The sequence below is a fragment of the Sphingobium sp. FG58 genome, from assembly GCF_057809055.1.
In genome coordinates this window covers 321,824-337,811 of the sequence record NZ_JBMDJF010000001.1, presented here as the reverse complement: position 1 = coordinate 337,811, position 15,988 = coordinate 321,824, and the positions used below count along the sequence as shown (strand labels likewise).

Here is a 15,988-nt window from a genome sequence, read left to right as displayed (position 1 = left end):
GTCGATTAACTCGCTTTGGGCGCACGGCGCAGGGCGCCACGCAATTCGCTGATACTGTAGGCCCGGACGATCAGGGCCGCCGCCCCATAGACCAGACCGCCAATGCCGCACAACAGGCCAAGCGCGATGACGCGCTGGGTCACGCTGCCCGCCATATAGGGATCGACCAGCGGATTGAGCAGCAGCAGCGCCCCGCCCATGATCGCGCTGGCCAGAATGATGCGCAGCGCCTTGCCCCGGAACCGCGCGTCCATTCGCAACTGATCGCGGCGGTGGAGCAGCCAGTAGAGGATCAGCACATTGACCCAGGCGGCGATCGCGGTGGAGATGGCCACGCCGACATGGCCGAACGGCCAGATGAGAGTGAGGTTGCCGACCAGATTGAACAGCATGGAGAATACCGCGACCCGCACCGGCGTTTTCGTGTCCTGCCGCGCGTAGAAGCCGGGCGTCAGCACCTTGATAAGGACATAGGCGGGAACGCCCAGCGCAAAGGCGGCGAGTGCGCCTGCCGCGCCGATCGTGTCCGTCGGCGTGAATGCGCCATGCTGGAGCAGCCCGCGGATGAGCGGCGTCGCTGACAAGCACAAAGCGACGGCAGCGGGCAGGGCCAGGAACAGCGCCAACTCCATCGCCCGGTTCTGGGTATGGCTGGCGGCCTGTTCATTGCCCGACCCGATCTGGCGCGAGAGGGCAGGCAGGATGGCGGTGCCAACGCCAATACCGATCAGGCCCAGCGGCAACTGGTTCAGCCGGTCGGCATAATAAAGATAGCTGACCGCCCCCTGCGGCAGGAAGCGGGCGGCGAGGCTGGTCGAGATCAACAGGTTGAACTGGATCGCGCCCGCGCCCAGCGCAGCCGGGCCGATCAACGCCAGCAACCGGCGCACCTGCGGCGAGAGGCGCGGCCGCTGGAGACGCAGCACCACGCCTGCACGGCGGCAGGCCCAGATCAGCCACAGCAGTTGCAACAACCCGGAGACGGTGACCGCAATCGCCTGCGTATGCGCGGTCTCGATCGGGGTCGCGCCGCGAAAAAACACCACCGCGCCGATCATGCAGAGGTTGAGCAACACCGGGGCGGCGGCATTGATCCAGAAGCGGTCGAGCGAATTGAGGATGCCGCCGAGCAGCGACACAAGGCTGATCAGCGCCAGATAGGGAAAGGTGATGCGGGTCAGTGTGACGGCCAGATCGAACTTGGCCGGGCCGCCATCGGGGAAGCCCCCGGTCATCGCCCAGACCACCGGCGCGGCCAGCAGCATCATGAGGCCGGTGAAAAGAACCAGCACCGGAAACAGCACCGACAAGATCTGCCCGGCAAAGGCGACCGCGACCGCCTTGCCATTGCCCGGTGCGTCCTTGTCCCCTTCCGCCATCGTCCGGTTGAACATCGGCACGAACACGGCGGCAAAGGCACCCTCGGCAAAGAGTGCGCGGAACAGGTTGGGCAGGCGCCAGGCGATCAGAAAGGCGTCGGACGCCAGCCCCGCCCCCAGAAAGCGCGCCACCAGCATGTCGCGCACCATCCCCAATATCCGGCTGACCAGCGTCAGTCCGCCGATGGTGGAGGTGGCTCTCAGCAGGCCCATGGCGGTTCTCCGGCAATCCGACCCCCGTTCGTCCTGAGTAGCCATTGAGCGAAGTCGAAATGGCGTATCGAAGGATCAAGCGCCGCGTGTGATGCTTCGATACGGGCCTTCGACAAGCTCAGTCCCTACTTAGCACGAACGGTTGAAGATGGATGTCAGGCGTGACCGGCAGGCTCGCCCGCGGTCGTTTCCATCTGCTGCGCCTGTTGCAGATACAGCGCGCCAAAGTCGATCGGGTCGAGCAGCAGCGGCGGGAAGCCGCCGTCGCGGATCGCATCGGCCAGCACCCGGCGGGCGAAGGGGAAGATGAGGCGCGGGGCTTCGGCCAGCATGAAGGGCTGGACCTGATCCTCCGGCACGTTGCGCATCCCGAACAGGGCGGCATAGAGCAGCTCGACGGCAAAGGCGGTGCCTTGCGGCGCAACGGCCTTCACCTCGATCTTCAGCGAGACTTCCAACACTTCTTCGCCGACCTTGTCGGCGCCGATGTTGAACTGGACGTCGATCTGCGGCTGGTCGGGCCACTGGTAGCAGGCCGGTGCGTTCGGATTCTCGAACGACAGGTCCTTCACATATTGGCTGATCAGCGCGATCTGCGGCGCGGTGTCGGCGCCGTTGACCTGGGTGTTCACGGTGTAGTTGGTGTCGACTTCGTCGGCCATCGTCTGTCCTGGCTTTCCCTGTTGTCCGGCGGGCGGCAAGCCCCCCTTTGCGATGACCCGCGCGCTTAGCAGGGGCGGAAGGGCAGGGCAATGCCACGCCGTGCAACCCCCTATTTGAAGTTACGTGCAAACATGCCTATGTTGGTCGGAACATTGTCCCCACACAAAGGGTATAGCCTTCCGTGTATGTGATTGTCATCCTCGCCATGATCGCCGGTTTTCTGGCGCTGCGGCTCTATTCCGTTCTCGGCAAGCGTACCGGGCACGAACAGGAGCCTGCGCTGCGCCCGGCGGAGGACCGCGCCAAGGTGACGGTCCTGCAACCGCGCCCCGCCACCGAAATGGCGGGCGATTCGGTGCGTCTGGCTGATGGACTGATCGCACCGGGGGCTGAAATGGGTGTCCGCGCGCTGATCGCCGCCGACCGCAGCTTCGACGTGCCGCAATTCGTCGATGGCGCGAAAAGCGCCTATCGCATGGTGCTGGAAGCCTTCTGGCGCGGCGACCGCGATGAACTGGCCTGGCTGTGTGACGAAGATGTGCGCGCGTCGTTCGACGAAGCGATTACCGCCCGTGAGGCGGAGGGGCATGTCCTCGACAACCGGCTGGTCCGCATCGAAAAAGCCCAGATTGTCGAGGCGTCGGTCGATGGCCGTATCGCCCAGGTCGCGCTGCGGTTTGAGGCCGACATGGCCGCCGTCACCCGCGACAAGGACGGCAATGTCGTCGCTGGTTCGATGACCGACGCGGTCGGCACCAACGATATCTGGACCTTCACCCGCGACATTCGCAGTGCCGATCCCAACTGGAAGCTTAGCGAAACCGACGAAGCGTGATCGCGGCATGAGTTTTCGGCATTCGGCGGGCGCGCTGATCGCAGCGCTGGCGCTGTCCGCTTGCGCGGGTGGCATGATCCCACCATCGGCCAGTGGCCCCGCCGCCCCGTCGCGTCCGGTGCCATCGGGCGAGGCGACCCGCCCGACTCCTGCAACTCCGCGCCCGACGCTGCCGGTCGAAGTCCCTGCCGATCCGGCGTTGGACAGCAGCACGGCGGCGGGCCTTGGCGTCACGCGCGGTCCCGATATCGCCAGTCTGATCCCGTCGGGCGAACGGTCGCGGCTGGCGCTGGAAGCCTTTCGCATATCCTGCCCCACGCTGATGCGCCGCACGGACCAGAGCGGCCTGACCAAGGGGTCCGACTGGAACAACGCCTGCGCGGCGGCCTCCAGCTGGCCCGAAGCCTCGGCAAGCGAATTTTTCTCCCGCTATTTTGAAGCAGTGCAGGTCGGCACCGGCGCGGCCTTCGTCACCGGCTATTATGAACCGGAAATCGCCGGGTCGCGCACCCGCCAGCCCGGCTATGAAGTGCCGATCTATCGCCGCCCCACCGATCTGATCGACGTCGATCTCGGCCAGTTTAGCGAGAGTCTCAAAGGCCGCACGATCCGCGGCAAGGTGTCCGGCACCAAATTCATCCCCTATGACGAACGCGCCCAGATCGTGGCGGGCGCGCTTGCCGGGCGCGGGCTGGAACTCGCTTATGCCGCGGATCCGGTCGAATTTTTCTTCCTTCAGGTTCAGGGCAGCGGGCGGCTCAACCTGCCCGACGGCAGCGTCATGCGGATCGGCTATGACGGGCAGAATGGCCGCGACTATAGCGGCATCGGTAAGCTGATGAAGGATCGCGGCCTGATCCAGGCCGGGTCGATGCAGGATATTATGCAATATCTACGCGCCAACCCGGTCGAGGGCGCGGGAATCATGAACGAAAATAAGAGCTTCGTCTTCTTCCGCGAACTGACCGGCGCAGGGCCGATCGGCGCGCTGGGTGTGCCGGTGACGGCGGAGGGGACGGTTGCCGCCGACCCCAAATTCGTGCCGCTTGGCGCGCCGGTCCTGCTCTCGCTCGACCGCGCCGAACCCAATGGCGTGTGGATCGCGCAGGATACGGGCGGCGCGATCAAGGGGGCCAATCGCTTCGACAGTTTCTGGGGCGCGGGCGCGCGGGCGCGGGGCATCGCGGGCGGCATGTCGGCACGCGGCAGCGCGCTGGTGCTGCTGCCGATCGGCTCGGCGGCGCGCCTCGTCCGGCCCTGACCGGCCGTTCGATGGCGCGGCGGCACCTGTCCCCCGATGAAGCCGCGCTCTGGACCGCGCTGACCCGATCGGTCCGGCCGATCCGCCCGCATGGGCGTGTGACTCCGGCGCTGCCGACCCAACCGGTGGCTGTCGCCGTCAAAACAGGGTTAACGCCGCCCCCACGCTTGACCCCGGCCCCGGCACCCATCCGCACCCCCGCGGCGGTGCTGGATAGCGGTTGGGAAAAGCGGATTCGCGGCGGCACGATCAGCCCGGACATGAGCATCGACCTGCACGGCCACAGCCTGTCAGCGGCGCATGTCCGGCTCAATCAGGCGATCGCGTCGGGGCTGGCGCGGGACGCTCGCGTCCTCCTCGTCGTGACCGGCAAGCCGCCCAAAAACGCGGCGGACGGGGCATCACGGCGCGGCGCGATCCGCGCGGAAATCGGCCATTGGCTGGAAACCAGCCCCTATGCCGACCGAATCGCCAGCGTCCGCGTCGCCCATCCGCGCCATGGCGGCGACGGCGCGCTCTACCTTGTTTTACGCCGGAAAAAATAACGGCTTTCGCGGCTTTCGCTGATCTTTTCTTAACCACCGTCCTTCATATCCAGCGGATCATGATCCTCTTTCGGGATCACTTGCGGGGGTAAGGAGGCAGATGCACGGCGTTACGTTGAAAAGCCGCGCTGCTGCCTTTGCCTGCGCCGCAGGGGCGCTGGTGTTCATTCTGTCGCTGGTGCTGGGTTACACGCCGGGCGCGCAGGATGACATTGTCCAGATCGGCCGCGCGCTGATCATCGCCATTCTTTGCGGCACGATGAGCTGGGCGTCGGCAAGCCGCACCATTGCGACGACTGCCGCCGCGATCGACGCCGCCACCGAACGCCTGCTTGCCGCCGCCCATGGCGATCTCCAGTCGCGCGTGCCACGCGAAATCGGGCTGGAACTGCCCGATCTGTCGGTCGCGCTCGAAAGCCTGTTCAGCCAGGTCCGCACCAATCTCGACCATGTCCAGGCGCTTGCGCTGTTTGATCAGGTGACGGGCCTTGCCAACCGCACCAGCTTCTGTCGCCAGGTCGAACGCCAGCTGGCCGAGCGCGAGGAGGGGGGCATGGCCGCCCTGTTCTTCATCGATCTCGACGGGTTCAAAAGCGTCAACGACACGCTGGGCCATGCCGCAGGCGATCAATTGCTCGCGCGTGTCGCGGGGCGCCTGCGCGAAGTGGTGATGGCGCAGATCGGCGCAGGGATGGGCGACGCGGTCATCGGTCGTCTGGCCGGTGACGAATTCACGATGTTCTTCCCCACCTTGTCGGGCCACAACGCCGCCGCGCGGATCGCCCGCGCCATTCAGTTCGCACTTGGCGAACGGTTCGATCTGGGCAGCCAGCATGTCGATCTGGGCGCATCGATCGGCATCGCCTGCTATCCCGACCATGGCGACACGCTATCCACCCTGCTGCGCGCGGCCGACATCGCCATGTATCATGCCAAGCATGAAGGGCGTGGCCGTGCGGAAATGTATAGCGACGCGCTGGCGCTGGAGGCATCCGATCGTGCCGATCTGGAGCGCGACCTGCTGCTGGCGCTGGAGCGCGACGAATTTCTGCTGGAGTTCCAGCCGCAGATCGACGTCCTGACTGGCCGCGCGGTCACCGCCGAAGCTTTGGTGCGCTGGGCGCATCCCGAACGCAATATCGTCATGCCCGGCGCGTTTGTGCCGGTGGCGGAGGAAAGCGGCGCGATCGTCGCGCTGGGCGACTGGGTGATGAACCGGGTGTGCGAAACCGCTGCCCGCTGGTCCCGCGCAGGCATCCATCAGCGGATCGCCGTCAATATCTCGACCCGCGAACTGGGGCAGGCCGATTTCTTCCTGCGCCTGCGTCACGCCATCGCCACGCATCAGGTGCCAGACGGGATGCTGGAGCTGGAAATCACCGAATCGCTGGCAATGGAGATGGAGCCGCGCGTGCTGGACCAGCTCGCCGCGCTGCGCCGCGACGGGGTGCGCATCGCCATCGACGATTTCGGCACCGGCTATTCCAACCTGTCGCGATTGAAGGAACTGCCGGTCGACCGGGTCAAGATCGACCGCAGCCTGGTGCGCGACATCGCGACATCGGCCGAAGCGCGCACCATCTGCTCCGCCGTCGTGGGCCTTATTCAGGGGCTGGGCATGGAAGTGGTTGTCGAAGGCATTGAGAACCAGGCGCAGATGGACATGCTGCGCGTCATCGGCTGCACCCTGTTCCAGGGCTATCATCTGGCGATGCCGACGGGGGAAGAGGATTATCTCAGCCGTTACACGGCGCAGCCTGCCGCGCTGGAGCGGGGGGCGGGCTGATTGATCCTCCCCTGCAAGGGGAGGTGGATGGCCGTAGGCCAGACGGTGGGGTGTCACCCTCCCGATAGGGCGACACCCCTCCACCATTCGCTACGCGAACGGTCCCCCTCCCCTTACAGGGGAGGATGGTTTACCCGCTCTCCCTCAGCCCAACGCCCGCTCCAAGACCAGCCGGTAAATCTGCACCAGATCATGCAGATCCTGCACCGCGACGGCCTCGTCCAGCTTGTGCATGGTCGCGTTGTTCAGGCCGAACTCGACCACCGGACACAGGCGCGAGAGGAAGCGGGCGTCGGATGTGCCGCCCGTCGTGGACAGTTCGGTGTCCACGCCCGTTACCTGCCGAATCGCGCCCGACACCAAGCTGGACAATGTACCGGGCGCAGTCAGGAAGGGTTCGCCGCTGATCTTGGCCATCACCGTTCCGCCTTCGGTAGCCGCGATCGCGCTGATCCGCTCTACCAGCGACGCGCCACTATGCTGGTCGTTGAAGCGGATCGAGATGCGCGCATTTGCAGCACCCGGAATGACATTGGTGGTCGGGTTGCCGACCTCCATGTCGGTAATCTCGATATTGCTGGGCTGGAACCAATCGGTCCCTTCGTCCAGCACCAGCGCGTCGATCGCGGCGAGGATGCGGACCAGGCGAGGCACGGGATTGTCGGCCAGATGCGGATAGGCGACATGGCCCTGCGTGCCTGCGACGCTGATCCACATATTCACCGACCCGCGCCGTCCGATCTTCACCACATCGCCCAGCCGCGCGGACGATGTCGGCTCTCCCACGACGCACAGGTCCGGGCGCAATTCGCGCGCCGCCATCCGTTCCATCAGCGCCAGCGTGCCATAGACGGCAGGCCCTTCCTCGTCCCCGGTGATGATCAGGCTGATCGTGCCGGGCAGATCGTCGGGCAGGGTGGCCAGCGCCGCGACGAAGGCGGCGATCGATCCCTTCATGTCCACCGCGCCGCGTCCGTAGAGCAGGTCGCCGCGAATCTCCGGCACGAACGGATCGCTGGTCCAGCCGGGGCCGGGCGGCACCACGTCCAGATGCCCGGCAAAGGCGAAATGCGGCCCCGCGCCGGTGGTGCGCCACGCCAGCAGATTTTCGACCGGCCCGTCGGGCGCTTCGCCCACGATGAAACGGTCCACGGTAAAACCCAAAGGCAGCAGCATATCCTCCAGCGCGGCGAACACCGCGCCGGTCGCGGGGGTTACGGACGGGCAGGCGAGCAGGCGCTGGGCGAGCGCCACCACATCATCATTGGCTCTGGTCATGGTCATGCCCGTGCGTTAGCGAAAGCCATGCCGCTTGGCCAGCAGCAGCAGGAGAAGAGGCCATGCCCCGGATCGATCCAGAGACAATCGCGCAGACCAATGCCACAGGCTATCCCCCTCCGCACAACAGCGCGGTGGCGGAACGATGGGTCCGGCGGCTGGGACCGGCCCATGGCCTGACCGACTTTGGCGTCAGCCATGTCGTGCTGAAACCCGGCGGCGCCTCCGCCCAGCGCCACTGGCATGAGGATGAGGATGAGTTCGTCGTCATGCTGGCAGGGGAGGCGGTGCTGGTCGAGGATGACGCCCGCACGCTCATGCGCGCAGGCGATATGGCGGCCTTTCCCAAGGGCGAACCAAATGGCCATCATCTGCTGAACGAAAGCGATGGCGATTGCGTATTTCTGGCCTTTGGGCGGCTGCCAACGGGGGATTGCCATTATCCCGACATAGACCTGTTGTGGACGGGTGGCGGCTATCGGCGCAAGGACAGGAGCAGCTTTTGACGATTGCCATGGATCGCCGCGCATTGATGGGCGGGATGGGCGCATTGCTGGTCGCCGCCAAGGCACCCCCGGTTGCGCCGCCAGCGCTGGTCAAGCCACCGCGCCTGCGCCCCGGCGACACGGTCGGGTTGATCGAACCGGCGGGCTTTACCGATGACGGGTTCGATCTGGATCTGGTGCGCGAAACCATCGTCGCCATGGGACTGAAGCCCAGGGACGCCCCGCATCTGGCGCAGCGCCATGGCTATCTGGCGGGCAAGGACGCGGATCGGGCGGCGGACATCAACGCCATGTATGCCGATCCCACGGTCAAGGCGCTGTTCGCGGTGCGCGGCGGTTGGGGCTGTGCGCGGCTGCTGCCCTATCTGGATTTCGCGACGATCCGCGCCCATCCCAAGCTGTTGGTCGGCTTTTCCGATATCACCGCGCTGCATCTGGCCTTCGCGGCGAAGGCGGGCTTCACCACCATCCATGGACCCAATGCCGCGAGCAGCTGGGGCAAGCTGTCCTGGGACGCTTTCCGCGCCGTGGCGTTCGAGGGGGCAACCCCGACTTTCGCCAATCCGCCGGGCATGGAGGACCGGCTGGTCCAGCGCAGCGGCCGCATCCGCACCTTCCGCCCCGGCGTGGCACGCGGGCGGCTGCTGGGCGGCAACCTCACCGTGCTGGCGGCGCTGATGGGGACGGGCTGGTTGCCCGACTTCACCGGCGCGATCCTGTTTATCGAGGATATTGACGAAGCCCCCTATCGCATCGACCGGATGCTGACCCAACTGGCGCTGGGCGGCGTGCTGGGCAAACTGGCGGGCGTAGTGTTCGGCCAGTGCAGCGGCTGCACCGCCGCTGGCCCCTCCTATGGCGGCTTCACTCTGTCGGAAGTGCTGCAACAGCATCTGGAGCCGCTGGGCGTCCCGGCCTTTCAGGGCGCGCTGTTTGGCCATGTGGCCAACCAGTATAGCCTGCCAGTGGGCGTGCAGGCGGAGATCGATGCGGGGGCGGGAACGATCCGGTTGCTGGAGGCGGGAGTTAGTTAAATGGTCTCGTTTGCTGGAGACCGTTGTAAAAATTGAGATAGCCGCACAACCTGTTGTCATTCCCGCGAAGGCGGGAATCCATCTCCCACCTTATCGTCGTGATTTACGTCAGGAGATGGATCCCCGCCTTCGCGGGGATGACGAATCCGCTGACGATGAATGTCGTAACGGTCCCCTTGCGAGGAGGAATGAGTCCCTCAAGCAATCGCCAGCACGCTGGTCAGCACGATCCGCACCAGTTCCGCCTGGCCCCGCGCACCCGTTTTGGCATAGATTTTCTTGCTGTAATTGCGTGCGGTTTCCACCGTGATGCCCAGGTTTCCGGCGGCCTCGCTGATGGGGATGCCCTGCGCGATCGCCCAGGCGAGTCGCGCTTCGCTGGGCAACAGGCCGAACAGTTCGACCAATTGCTCGCACCGGTCCGCCTGTGACCAGCGATCGCCGCTCAAATAGGCAATCGCCACCGGGGTCGATCCCGCCGACACCGACCGTCCGCGGATCGGCGCGACCAATATGTCCATCCAGGGATCACGGCTGAGGTTAATGGCGCGCGGGCGGCTGTCGGGATCGTCGGCCATGTGTCGCACGAGCGCGGTCAGTTCCCGGTCGATCAGCGGCGAGGCCGGGGTCAGCCGGTCGTAGCGCCCGCGCCGCAGCACGCTGGTGCGCTGGAATAACTGTTCCACATGGGCGGTCATGTCGATGATGCGGCAGCGCGCGTCGAGCGTCAGCCAGCCGAAATTGAGCCGCCCGAACGCTTCGGAGGTCAGAGTCGATCGCAATTTCTCCCGCTCCAGCGCGACGAAGGCGCGCAGCGCGATACGCAAATGCGGGGCCAGCGCGGTCAGGAGTGCGCTGACCGCCGGCCCGATGGACCGCCCGCCCGCGCAGGCCAGCCAGCCATCCACACCGCTGGGTTCCGTGATGCGGATGGAGCGCATGTCGGTGATCCCCTGCGGCACCAGCAATTCACTGTTGAAGGCGCGATGGACCGGATTGCTCTCTTCCAGCAGTTCGGCGAGGGCATAGACCCGCCCGTCGCGCATATGGCGGTAGGGGAAAGGGTCGCGCCCGTATTTTTCGACGAATAAACTGTGCAAATGGGTCGGCGGCGGCGGGCCGGCGTGTAATTCGACGATCGCATCCTCATCGACCGGGCGGAAAATCAGCGTGGTATAGACCGCGCCAGTGCGCAGCCGCAGCTTTTCCAGGAAGTCCTGCCACAGCGGTTGCTGGAACATCCCTTCGTGCAGGGCCGCCAATAATCCGCCATCATCCAGTCGCATGAGTGATGCTCATACATCCTCCCATATGGGAGGTCCAGTGAATTGGCTTTGCTGCCATAACAGGCGCACAAACAAGCTGAGGACCGCATGGTAGACGCAAAAACCCTGACCCATCTGGAGCGACTCGAAGCCGAGAGCATCCACATCCTGCGGGAAGTGGTGTCGGAGGCAGAAAAGCCGGTAATGCTCTATTCCGTCGGCAAGGATTCAGCCGTGATGCTGCATCTGGCGCGCAAGGCCTTTTATCCTTCGCCGCCGCCCTTTCCGCTGCTGCATGTCGACACGACCTGGAAATTCCAGGAAATGTACAAGCTGCGCGACCGGATGGCGCAGGAAAGCGGCATGGAATTGCTGGTCTATCAGAATCAGGAAGCCAAGGACCGGGGCATCAACCCGTTCGACCACGGCGCGCTGCACACCGACATGTGGAAAACCGAAGGGCTGAAGCAGGCGCTCAACCTCTACGGCTTCGACGCAGCCTTTGGCGGCGCGCGCCGTGACGAGGAAAAGAGCCGCGCCAAGGAGCGCATCTTCTCCTTCCGCACCGCCTCCCACGGCTGGGACCCCAAGAACCAGCGCCCCGAACTGTGGAACCTCTACAACGCCCGCAAAGCCAAGGGCGAGAGCATCCGCATCTTCCCGATCAGTAACTGGACCGAGCTGGACATCTGGCAATATATCCACCTGAACGACATTCCGATCGTTCCGCTCTATTTCTCGGCCAAGCGCCCGACGGTGGAGCGTGACGGCATGTTGCTGATGGTCGATGACGACCGCTTCCCCCTCGAACCGGGCGAAGTGCCGGTCGAACGCTCGATCCGCTTCCGCACTTTGGGCTGCTATCCGCTCACCGGCGCGGTGGAGAGCGAGGCTGCCACCCTGCCTGAAGTGATCCAGGAAATGCTGCTGACTACCACGTCGGAACGGCAGGGCCGCGCGATCGACAAGGATGCCGGCGGCGCGGGCATGGAGAAGAAGAAGCAGGAAGGGTATTTTTGACGCGCCACGGAATGCGTAGCGTTCCGAAGCGTCAACCCCGGCGCAGGCCGGGGCCCCAGGCCGCCTGACTCTCCCCAAGATCAACGAGATCCCAGCCTTCGCTGGGATGACGAGGTAGCGATATGACCGACACCCTCACAGACCCCATCTACAAGACCGATTCCCTCATTGCCGAGGATATCGACGCCTATCTGGACGTGCATCAGCACAAGACGATGCTGCGCTTCATCACCTGCGGGTCGGTGGATGACGGCAAGTCGACGCTGATCGGTCGCCTGCTCTATGACAGCAAGATGATCTTCGAGGATCAGCTCGAAGCCTTGCAGGCCGACTCCAAGCGCGTCGGCACGCAGGGGCAGGAGATTGACTTCGCGCTCCTCGTCGATGGCCTCGCCGCCGAGCGGGAGCAGGGCATCACGATCGACGTCGCCTATCGCTTCTTCGCCACCGAAAAGCGCAAGTTCATCGTCGCCGACACGCCCGGCCACGAACAATATACCCGCAACATGGTGACCGGCGCATCCACTGCGGACCTGGCCGTCATCCTGATCGACGCGCGCAAGGGCATCCTGACGCAGACCCGCCGCCACTCCTATCTCGCCCACCTGATCGGCATCCGCAACATCGTGCTGGCCGTCAACAAGATGGATCTGGTCGGCTATGATCAGGCGATCTTCGACAAGATCGTCGCGGATTATACCGAGTTCGCCGCCAGCATCGGCATTGCCGCCTTCACGCCGATGCCGATTTCCGGGTTCAAGGGCGACAATATCACCGGCCCGTCGGAAAACACGCCCTGGTACACCGGTCCGGCGCTGATCGAGCATCTTGAAACGGTCGAGGTCAACAGCGCGGTCGATGCCGACAAGCCCTTCCGTATGCCGGTGCAGTGGGTCAACCGCCCGAACCTGGATTTCCGTGGCTTTTCCGGCCTGATCGCCACCGGCACGGTCAAGCCCGGCGACACCATCCGCGTCCTGCCATCGGGCAAGACCTCGACCATCAGCCGCATCGTGACGATGGATGGCGATCTGGATCAGGCGGTCGCTGGCCAGTCGGTTACGCTCTGTTTTGAGGATGAAATCGACTGTTCGCGCGGCGATGTCATCGCGCTCGCCGACAATCCGCCCCAGGCCGCCGACCAGTTCGAAGCGACCATCGTGTGGATGGCGGATGAGGAGATGCTGCCGAGCCGCTCCTACTGGCTCAAGATCGGCACACAGATGGTCACCGCGACCGTCCAGCAGCCCAAATATCAGGTCAACGTCAACACGATGGAGCATCTGGCGGCCAAGACGCTGGATCTGAACGCCATCGGCGTCGCCAACCTGTCCACCGACAAGCAGATCGTGTTTGAGGCTTACGCCGACAACCGGACGCTGGGCGGCTTCATCCTGATCGACAAGATCAGCAACGCCACGGTCGCGGCGGGGATGCTGCACTTCTCGCTCCGCCGGGCGCAGAATGTCCATTGGCAGGCCACCGACGTCAGCCGGGATTTCCATGCGGGTCTCAAGAACCAGAAGCCAGCCGTGCTGTGGTTCACGGGGCTGTCGGGCGCGGGCAAGTCGACCATCGCCAATCTGGTCGAAAAGAAGCTGGCGCGGATGAACCGTCACACCTTCCTGCTCGACGGCGACAATGTCCGCCATGGCCTGAACAAGGATCTGGGCTTTACCGATGCCGACCGGGTGGAAAATATCCGCCGCGTGGGCGAAGTCGCCAAGCTGATGACCGATGCGGGGCTGATCGTCATCACCGCCTTCATCTCGCCCTTCCGTTCGGAACGCGACATGGTGCGGCAGATGATGCAGCCGGGCGAGTTTATCGAGGTGCATATCGACACGCCGCTGGCCGATGCCGAAGCGCGCGACGTCAAGGGTCTCTACAAGAAGGCACGGTCGGGGCAGCTCAAAAACTTCACCGGGATCGACAGCCCCTATGAAGCCCCGCTCGACCCGGAAATCCGCGTCGATACCGTGGCGATGAGCGCCGAAGAAGCTGCCGACGCCATCGTCGCGAGGCTGATCCCATGAGCGGCGGCATGATCGACGCCGCGCTGGCGGCCCATCTGGCAGAGGTTGCTGGAAAAATCCTGCTCGACGTGCGGGAATCGGGGCTGTTCAGTCCCAAGGCGCTGGGCAAGGCGGGCGACCAGACCGCCAACCAGTTCCTGTGCCATGCCCTGCGGGAGGTGCGGCCGCAGGACGGCCTCCTGTCCGAAGAGGAAAAGGACAATGAGGACCGGCTCAGCCAGTCGCGGGTCTGGATCGTCGATCCGGTCGACGGCACCCGCGAATATGGCGAGGCCCGCGCCGACTGGGCGGTGCATGTCGGCCTGGCGATCGACGGGCAGGCGGCGATTGGCGCAGTGGCGCTGCCGGGGCTGGATGGCGGCGTCGTCATCCGCACCGACCAGCCGCGCGTCGTGCCGCCCGCACCCGATCAGCTGCGCATGGTCGTCAGCCGCACCCGCCCCGCTGCTGAAGCGGTGGCGGTGGCCGAGAAACTGGGTGCAGAACTGGTGCCGATGGGCAGCGCCGGGGCGAAGGCCATGGCGATCATCCTGGGGCAGGCGGACATCTACCTCCATTCGGGCGGTCAATATGAATGGGACAGCATGGCCCCCGCCGCCGTTGCCCTGGCCCACGGCCTGCACGCCAGCCGCATCGACGGCAGCCCGCTGATCTACAACCAGCGCGACGTCTATATGCCCGACCTGCTGATCTGCCGTAAGGAGCATGCGGAACAGGTCCTGGCCCTGGTGGCGCAGGTGCAGGCGGCATAACCCTTCTCCCTTGGGGGAGAAGGATACGAAGCCTTACCCGCGTAGCGGGTTAGGCGAAGTTGGAAGAGGGGGTTCGACGCGGATCGTGCGCGCCCCTCTGACGCCGCTACACCCTCACCCAGCTGCGACTAAGGCTGCAAGCAGCCAAGTCTCCGCACCCCTCTCCCTCAAGGGAGAGGGGTAAGGGAGCTACTCACCTTCTCCGCCGCCGCCATCACCCGCAGCACATTGCCGCCCACCAGCTTGGCGACATCCGCGTCGCTCCAGCCGCGCCGCATCAGTTCCGCCAGCAGCGCCGGGTAAGTTTCCACCCCGCTCAACCCTTCGGGCAGATCGCCGACCCCGTCGAAATCGCTGCCGATGCCGACATGGTCGTGTCTAGCGATCTTGACGATATGCTCGATATGGTCGGCCACCTGTCCGATCGTCGCCACCGGCTCCGGGTGCGCCGCCTCCCATGCCGCCAATGCCTTTGCCGCACCGTCCGGGTTGCCGATATACAGCCCGCCAAAGGGCGGCGCATTATAGCGGGCGATTTCGGCGCTGCGGTCCGCACCCCAGACGCGGCGGGCTTCGGACACATATTGGGCGGCGAAATTGACCATCACCACGCCGCCATTGGCCGCCACCTGTTTCAGCACCGCGTCCGACACATTGCGCGGCGTGTCGCACAGCGCACGGGCGTTGGAGTGGGAAAAGATCACCGGCGCCTTCGTCACGCGCAGCGCGTCCAGCATCGTCGCCTCGCTGACATGGCTCAGATCCACCAGCATTCCGAGGCGATTGAGTTCGCGCACCACATCCTCGCCAAAGGGGGTCAGCCCGTCATGCGTCGGGTTGTCGGTCGCGCTGTCGGCCCAGTCGATCGTGCGGCTGTGGGTCAGGGTCAGATAGGCCGCGCCCAGCCCGCGATAGGCGCGCAGGACGGCGAGGCTGCCGTCGATCTGCCCGCCACCCTCTACCCCGATCAGTGACCCGATCCGCCCCGCCTTGTGCGCGGCGCGCAGCTGCGCCGCCGTCGTCACCAGCGTAAAATCGCGCGGATAGCGTTCGGCCAGCGCATGGACCATGCCGATCTGGTCCAGCGTATCCTTTACCTGCTGCACCTGCGGCAGATCCGCCGACACCCAGACCGACCAGAACTGCCCGCCGACGCCGCCTGCCTTCAACCGCTTGATATCGGTATGATATTGCTTGGGGTCCAGCTGGGTCAGGTCCATCGTCCAGCGCGCGTCCTTCGCTTTCTCCGTCAGCGCTTCGGGCCAGTCATTATGGCCGTCGATCAAGGGGGTGGCTTTCAGGACGCGGGTGATCCGCGCGGCATAGGGATCAGGCGCGGCCTGGACGGGCGGGGCAGCGAGGAGCAGCGGCAGCGCCGCGAGGCAAAGGCTTTTCATGGGCGAGAGGGTAGGCGC

General features: G+C 65.1%; 14 protein-coding genes. 9 read left to right on the top strand and 5 right to left on the bottom strand.

Translation table 11 applies throughout. From position 1 onward, the window contains the following. Positions 1-5: 5 nt before the first annotated feature. Positions 6-1,592, bottom strand: a complete 1,587-nt coding sequence (murJ, locus tag ACODR8_RS01775; protein ID WP_489005702.1) for a murein biosynthesis integral membrane protein MurJ — start codon at positions 1,590-1,592, stop codon at positions 6-8. Positions 1,593-1,747: 155 nt separating this feature from the next. Further along, the gene (gene secB, locus ACODR8_RS01770) at positions 1,748-2,254 is read right to left on the bottom strand and encodes a protein-export chaperone SecB (RefSeq protein ID WP_217673567.1); all 507 of its coding nucleotides are present in this window, start codon (positions 2,252-2,254) and stop codon (positions 1,748-1,750) included. Positions 2,255-2,436: 182 nt separating this feature from the next. Between secB and ACODR8_RS01765 the strand changes: the two genes are divergently transcribed. From ACODR8_RS01765 to ACODR8_RS01750, 4 genes are all read left to right on the top strand, one after another. Then, entirely contained in the window at positions 2,437-3,090 is a 654-nt protein-coding gene (locus tag ACODR8_RS01765; RefSeq protein ID WP_489005701.1) for a Tim44/TimA family putative adaptor protein, read from the top strand. Positions 3,091-3,097: 7 nt separating this feature from the next. Next, the gene (mltA, locus tag ACODR8_RS01760; RefSeq protein WP_489005700.1) at positions 3,098-4,351 is read left to right on the top strand and encodes a murein transglycosylase A; all 1,254 of its coding nucleotides are present in this window, start codon (positions 3,098-3,100) and stop codon (positions 4,349-4,351) included. An 11-nt stretch (positions 4,352-4,362) separates the two neighbouring features. Continuing rightward, positions 4,363-4,896, top strand: coding sequence for a Smr/MutS family protein (locus ACODR8_RS01755; protein WP_489005699.1), 534 nt, complete (start codon positions 4,363-4,365; stop codon positions 4,894-4,896). A 100-nt stretch (positions 4,897-4,996) separates the two neighbouring features. Further along, on the top strand, positions 4,997-6,682 hold the full coding sequence (locus tag ACODR8_RS01750) for a putative bifunctional diguanylate cyclase/phosphodiesterase (RefSeq protein WP_489005698.1): 1,686 nt from the start codon (positions 4,997-4,999) through the stop codon (positions 6,680-6,682). 144 nt (positions 6,683-6,826) lie between these two features. Here the strand turns inward: ACODR8_RS01750 and dapE are convergent, their stop codons facing one another. Then, a complete protein-coding gene (dapE, locus tag ACODR8_RS01745) occupies positions 6,827-7,966 on the bottom strand; it encodes a succinyl-diaminopimelate desuccinylase (protein ID WP_489005697.1) in 1,140 nt (379 codons plus the stop codon). 56 nt (positions 7,967-8,022) lie between these two features. Here dapE and ACODR8_RS01740 point away from each other — a divergent pair, with 56 nt between their 5' ends. Continuing rightward, on the top strand, positions 8,023-8,466 hold the full coding sequence (locus ACODR8_RS01740) for a cupin domain-containing protein (protein ID WP_489005696.1): 444 nt from the start codon (positions 8,023-8,025) through the stop codon (positions 8,464-8,466). Between the two features lie 8 nt (positions 8,467-8,474). Beyond that, positions 8,475-9,500, top strand: coding sequence for a S66 peptidase family protein (locus tag ACODR8_RS01735; RefSeq protein ID WP_489005829.1), 1,026 nt, complete (start codon positions 8,475-8,477; stop codon positions 9,498-9,500). Between the two features lie 197 nt (positions 9,501-9,697). On the opposite strand, the gene ACODR8_RS01730 is transcribed toward ACODR8_RS01735, so the two are convergent. Further along, a complete protein-coding gene (locus ACODR8_RS01730; RefSeq protein ID WP_489005695.1) occupies positions 9,698-10,786 on the bottom strand; it encodes a helix-turn-helix transcriptional regulator in 1,089 nt (362 codons plus the stop codon). A gap of 87 nt (positions 10,787-10,873) precedes the next feature. On the opposite strand from ACODR8_RS01730, the gene cysD reads away from it, so the two are divergent. The 3 genes from cysD (at position 10,874) to ACODR8_RS01715 (ending at position 14,573) form a co-directional block, all read left to right on the top strand. After that, positions 10,874-11,785: a sulfate adenylyltransferase subunit CysD gene (gene cysD, locus ACODR8_RS01725; RefSeq protein ID WP_294136054.1), complete on the top strand. Its 912-nt coding sequence runs from the start codon at positions 10,874-10,876 to the stop codon at positions 11,783-11,785. Between the two features lie 122 nt (positions 11,786-11,907). Continuing rightward, on the top strand, positions 11,908-13,821 hold the full coding sequence (gene cysN / locus ACODR8_RS01720; RefSeq protein WP_489005694.1) for a sulfate adenylyltransferase subunit CysN: 1,914 nt from the start codon (positions 11,908-11,910) through the stop codon (positions 13,819-13,821). Beyond that, the gene (locus tag ACODR8_RS01715; RefSeq protein ID WP_489005693.1) at positions 13,818-14,573 is read left to right on the top strand and encodes a 3'(2'),5'-bisphosphate nucleotidase CysQ; all 756 of its coding nucleotides are present in this window, start codon (positions 13,818-13,820) and stop codon (positions 14,571-14,573) included. Before cysN ends, ACODR8_RS01715 begins: the two co-directional genes overlap by 4 nt. A gap of 167 nt (positions 14,574-14,740) precedes the next feature. Here ACODR8_RS01715 and ACODR8_RS01710 read toward each other — a convergent pair whose 3' ends face one another. Beyond that, complete coding sequence (locus tag ACODR8_RS01710) at positions 14,741-15,970, bottom strand: dipeptidase (RefSeq protein WP_489005692.1); 1,230 nt, start codon at positions 15,968-15,970, stop codon at positions 14,741-14,743. Positions 15,971-15,988 lie beyond the last annotated feature (18 nt).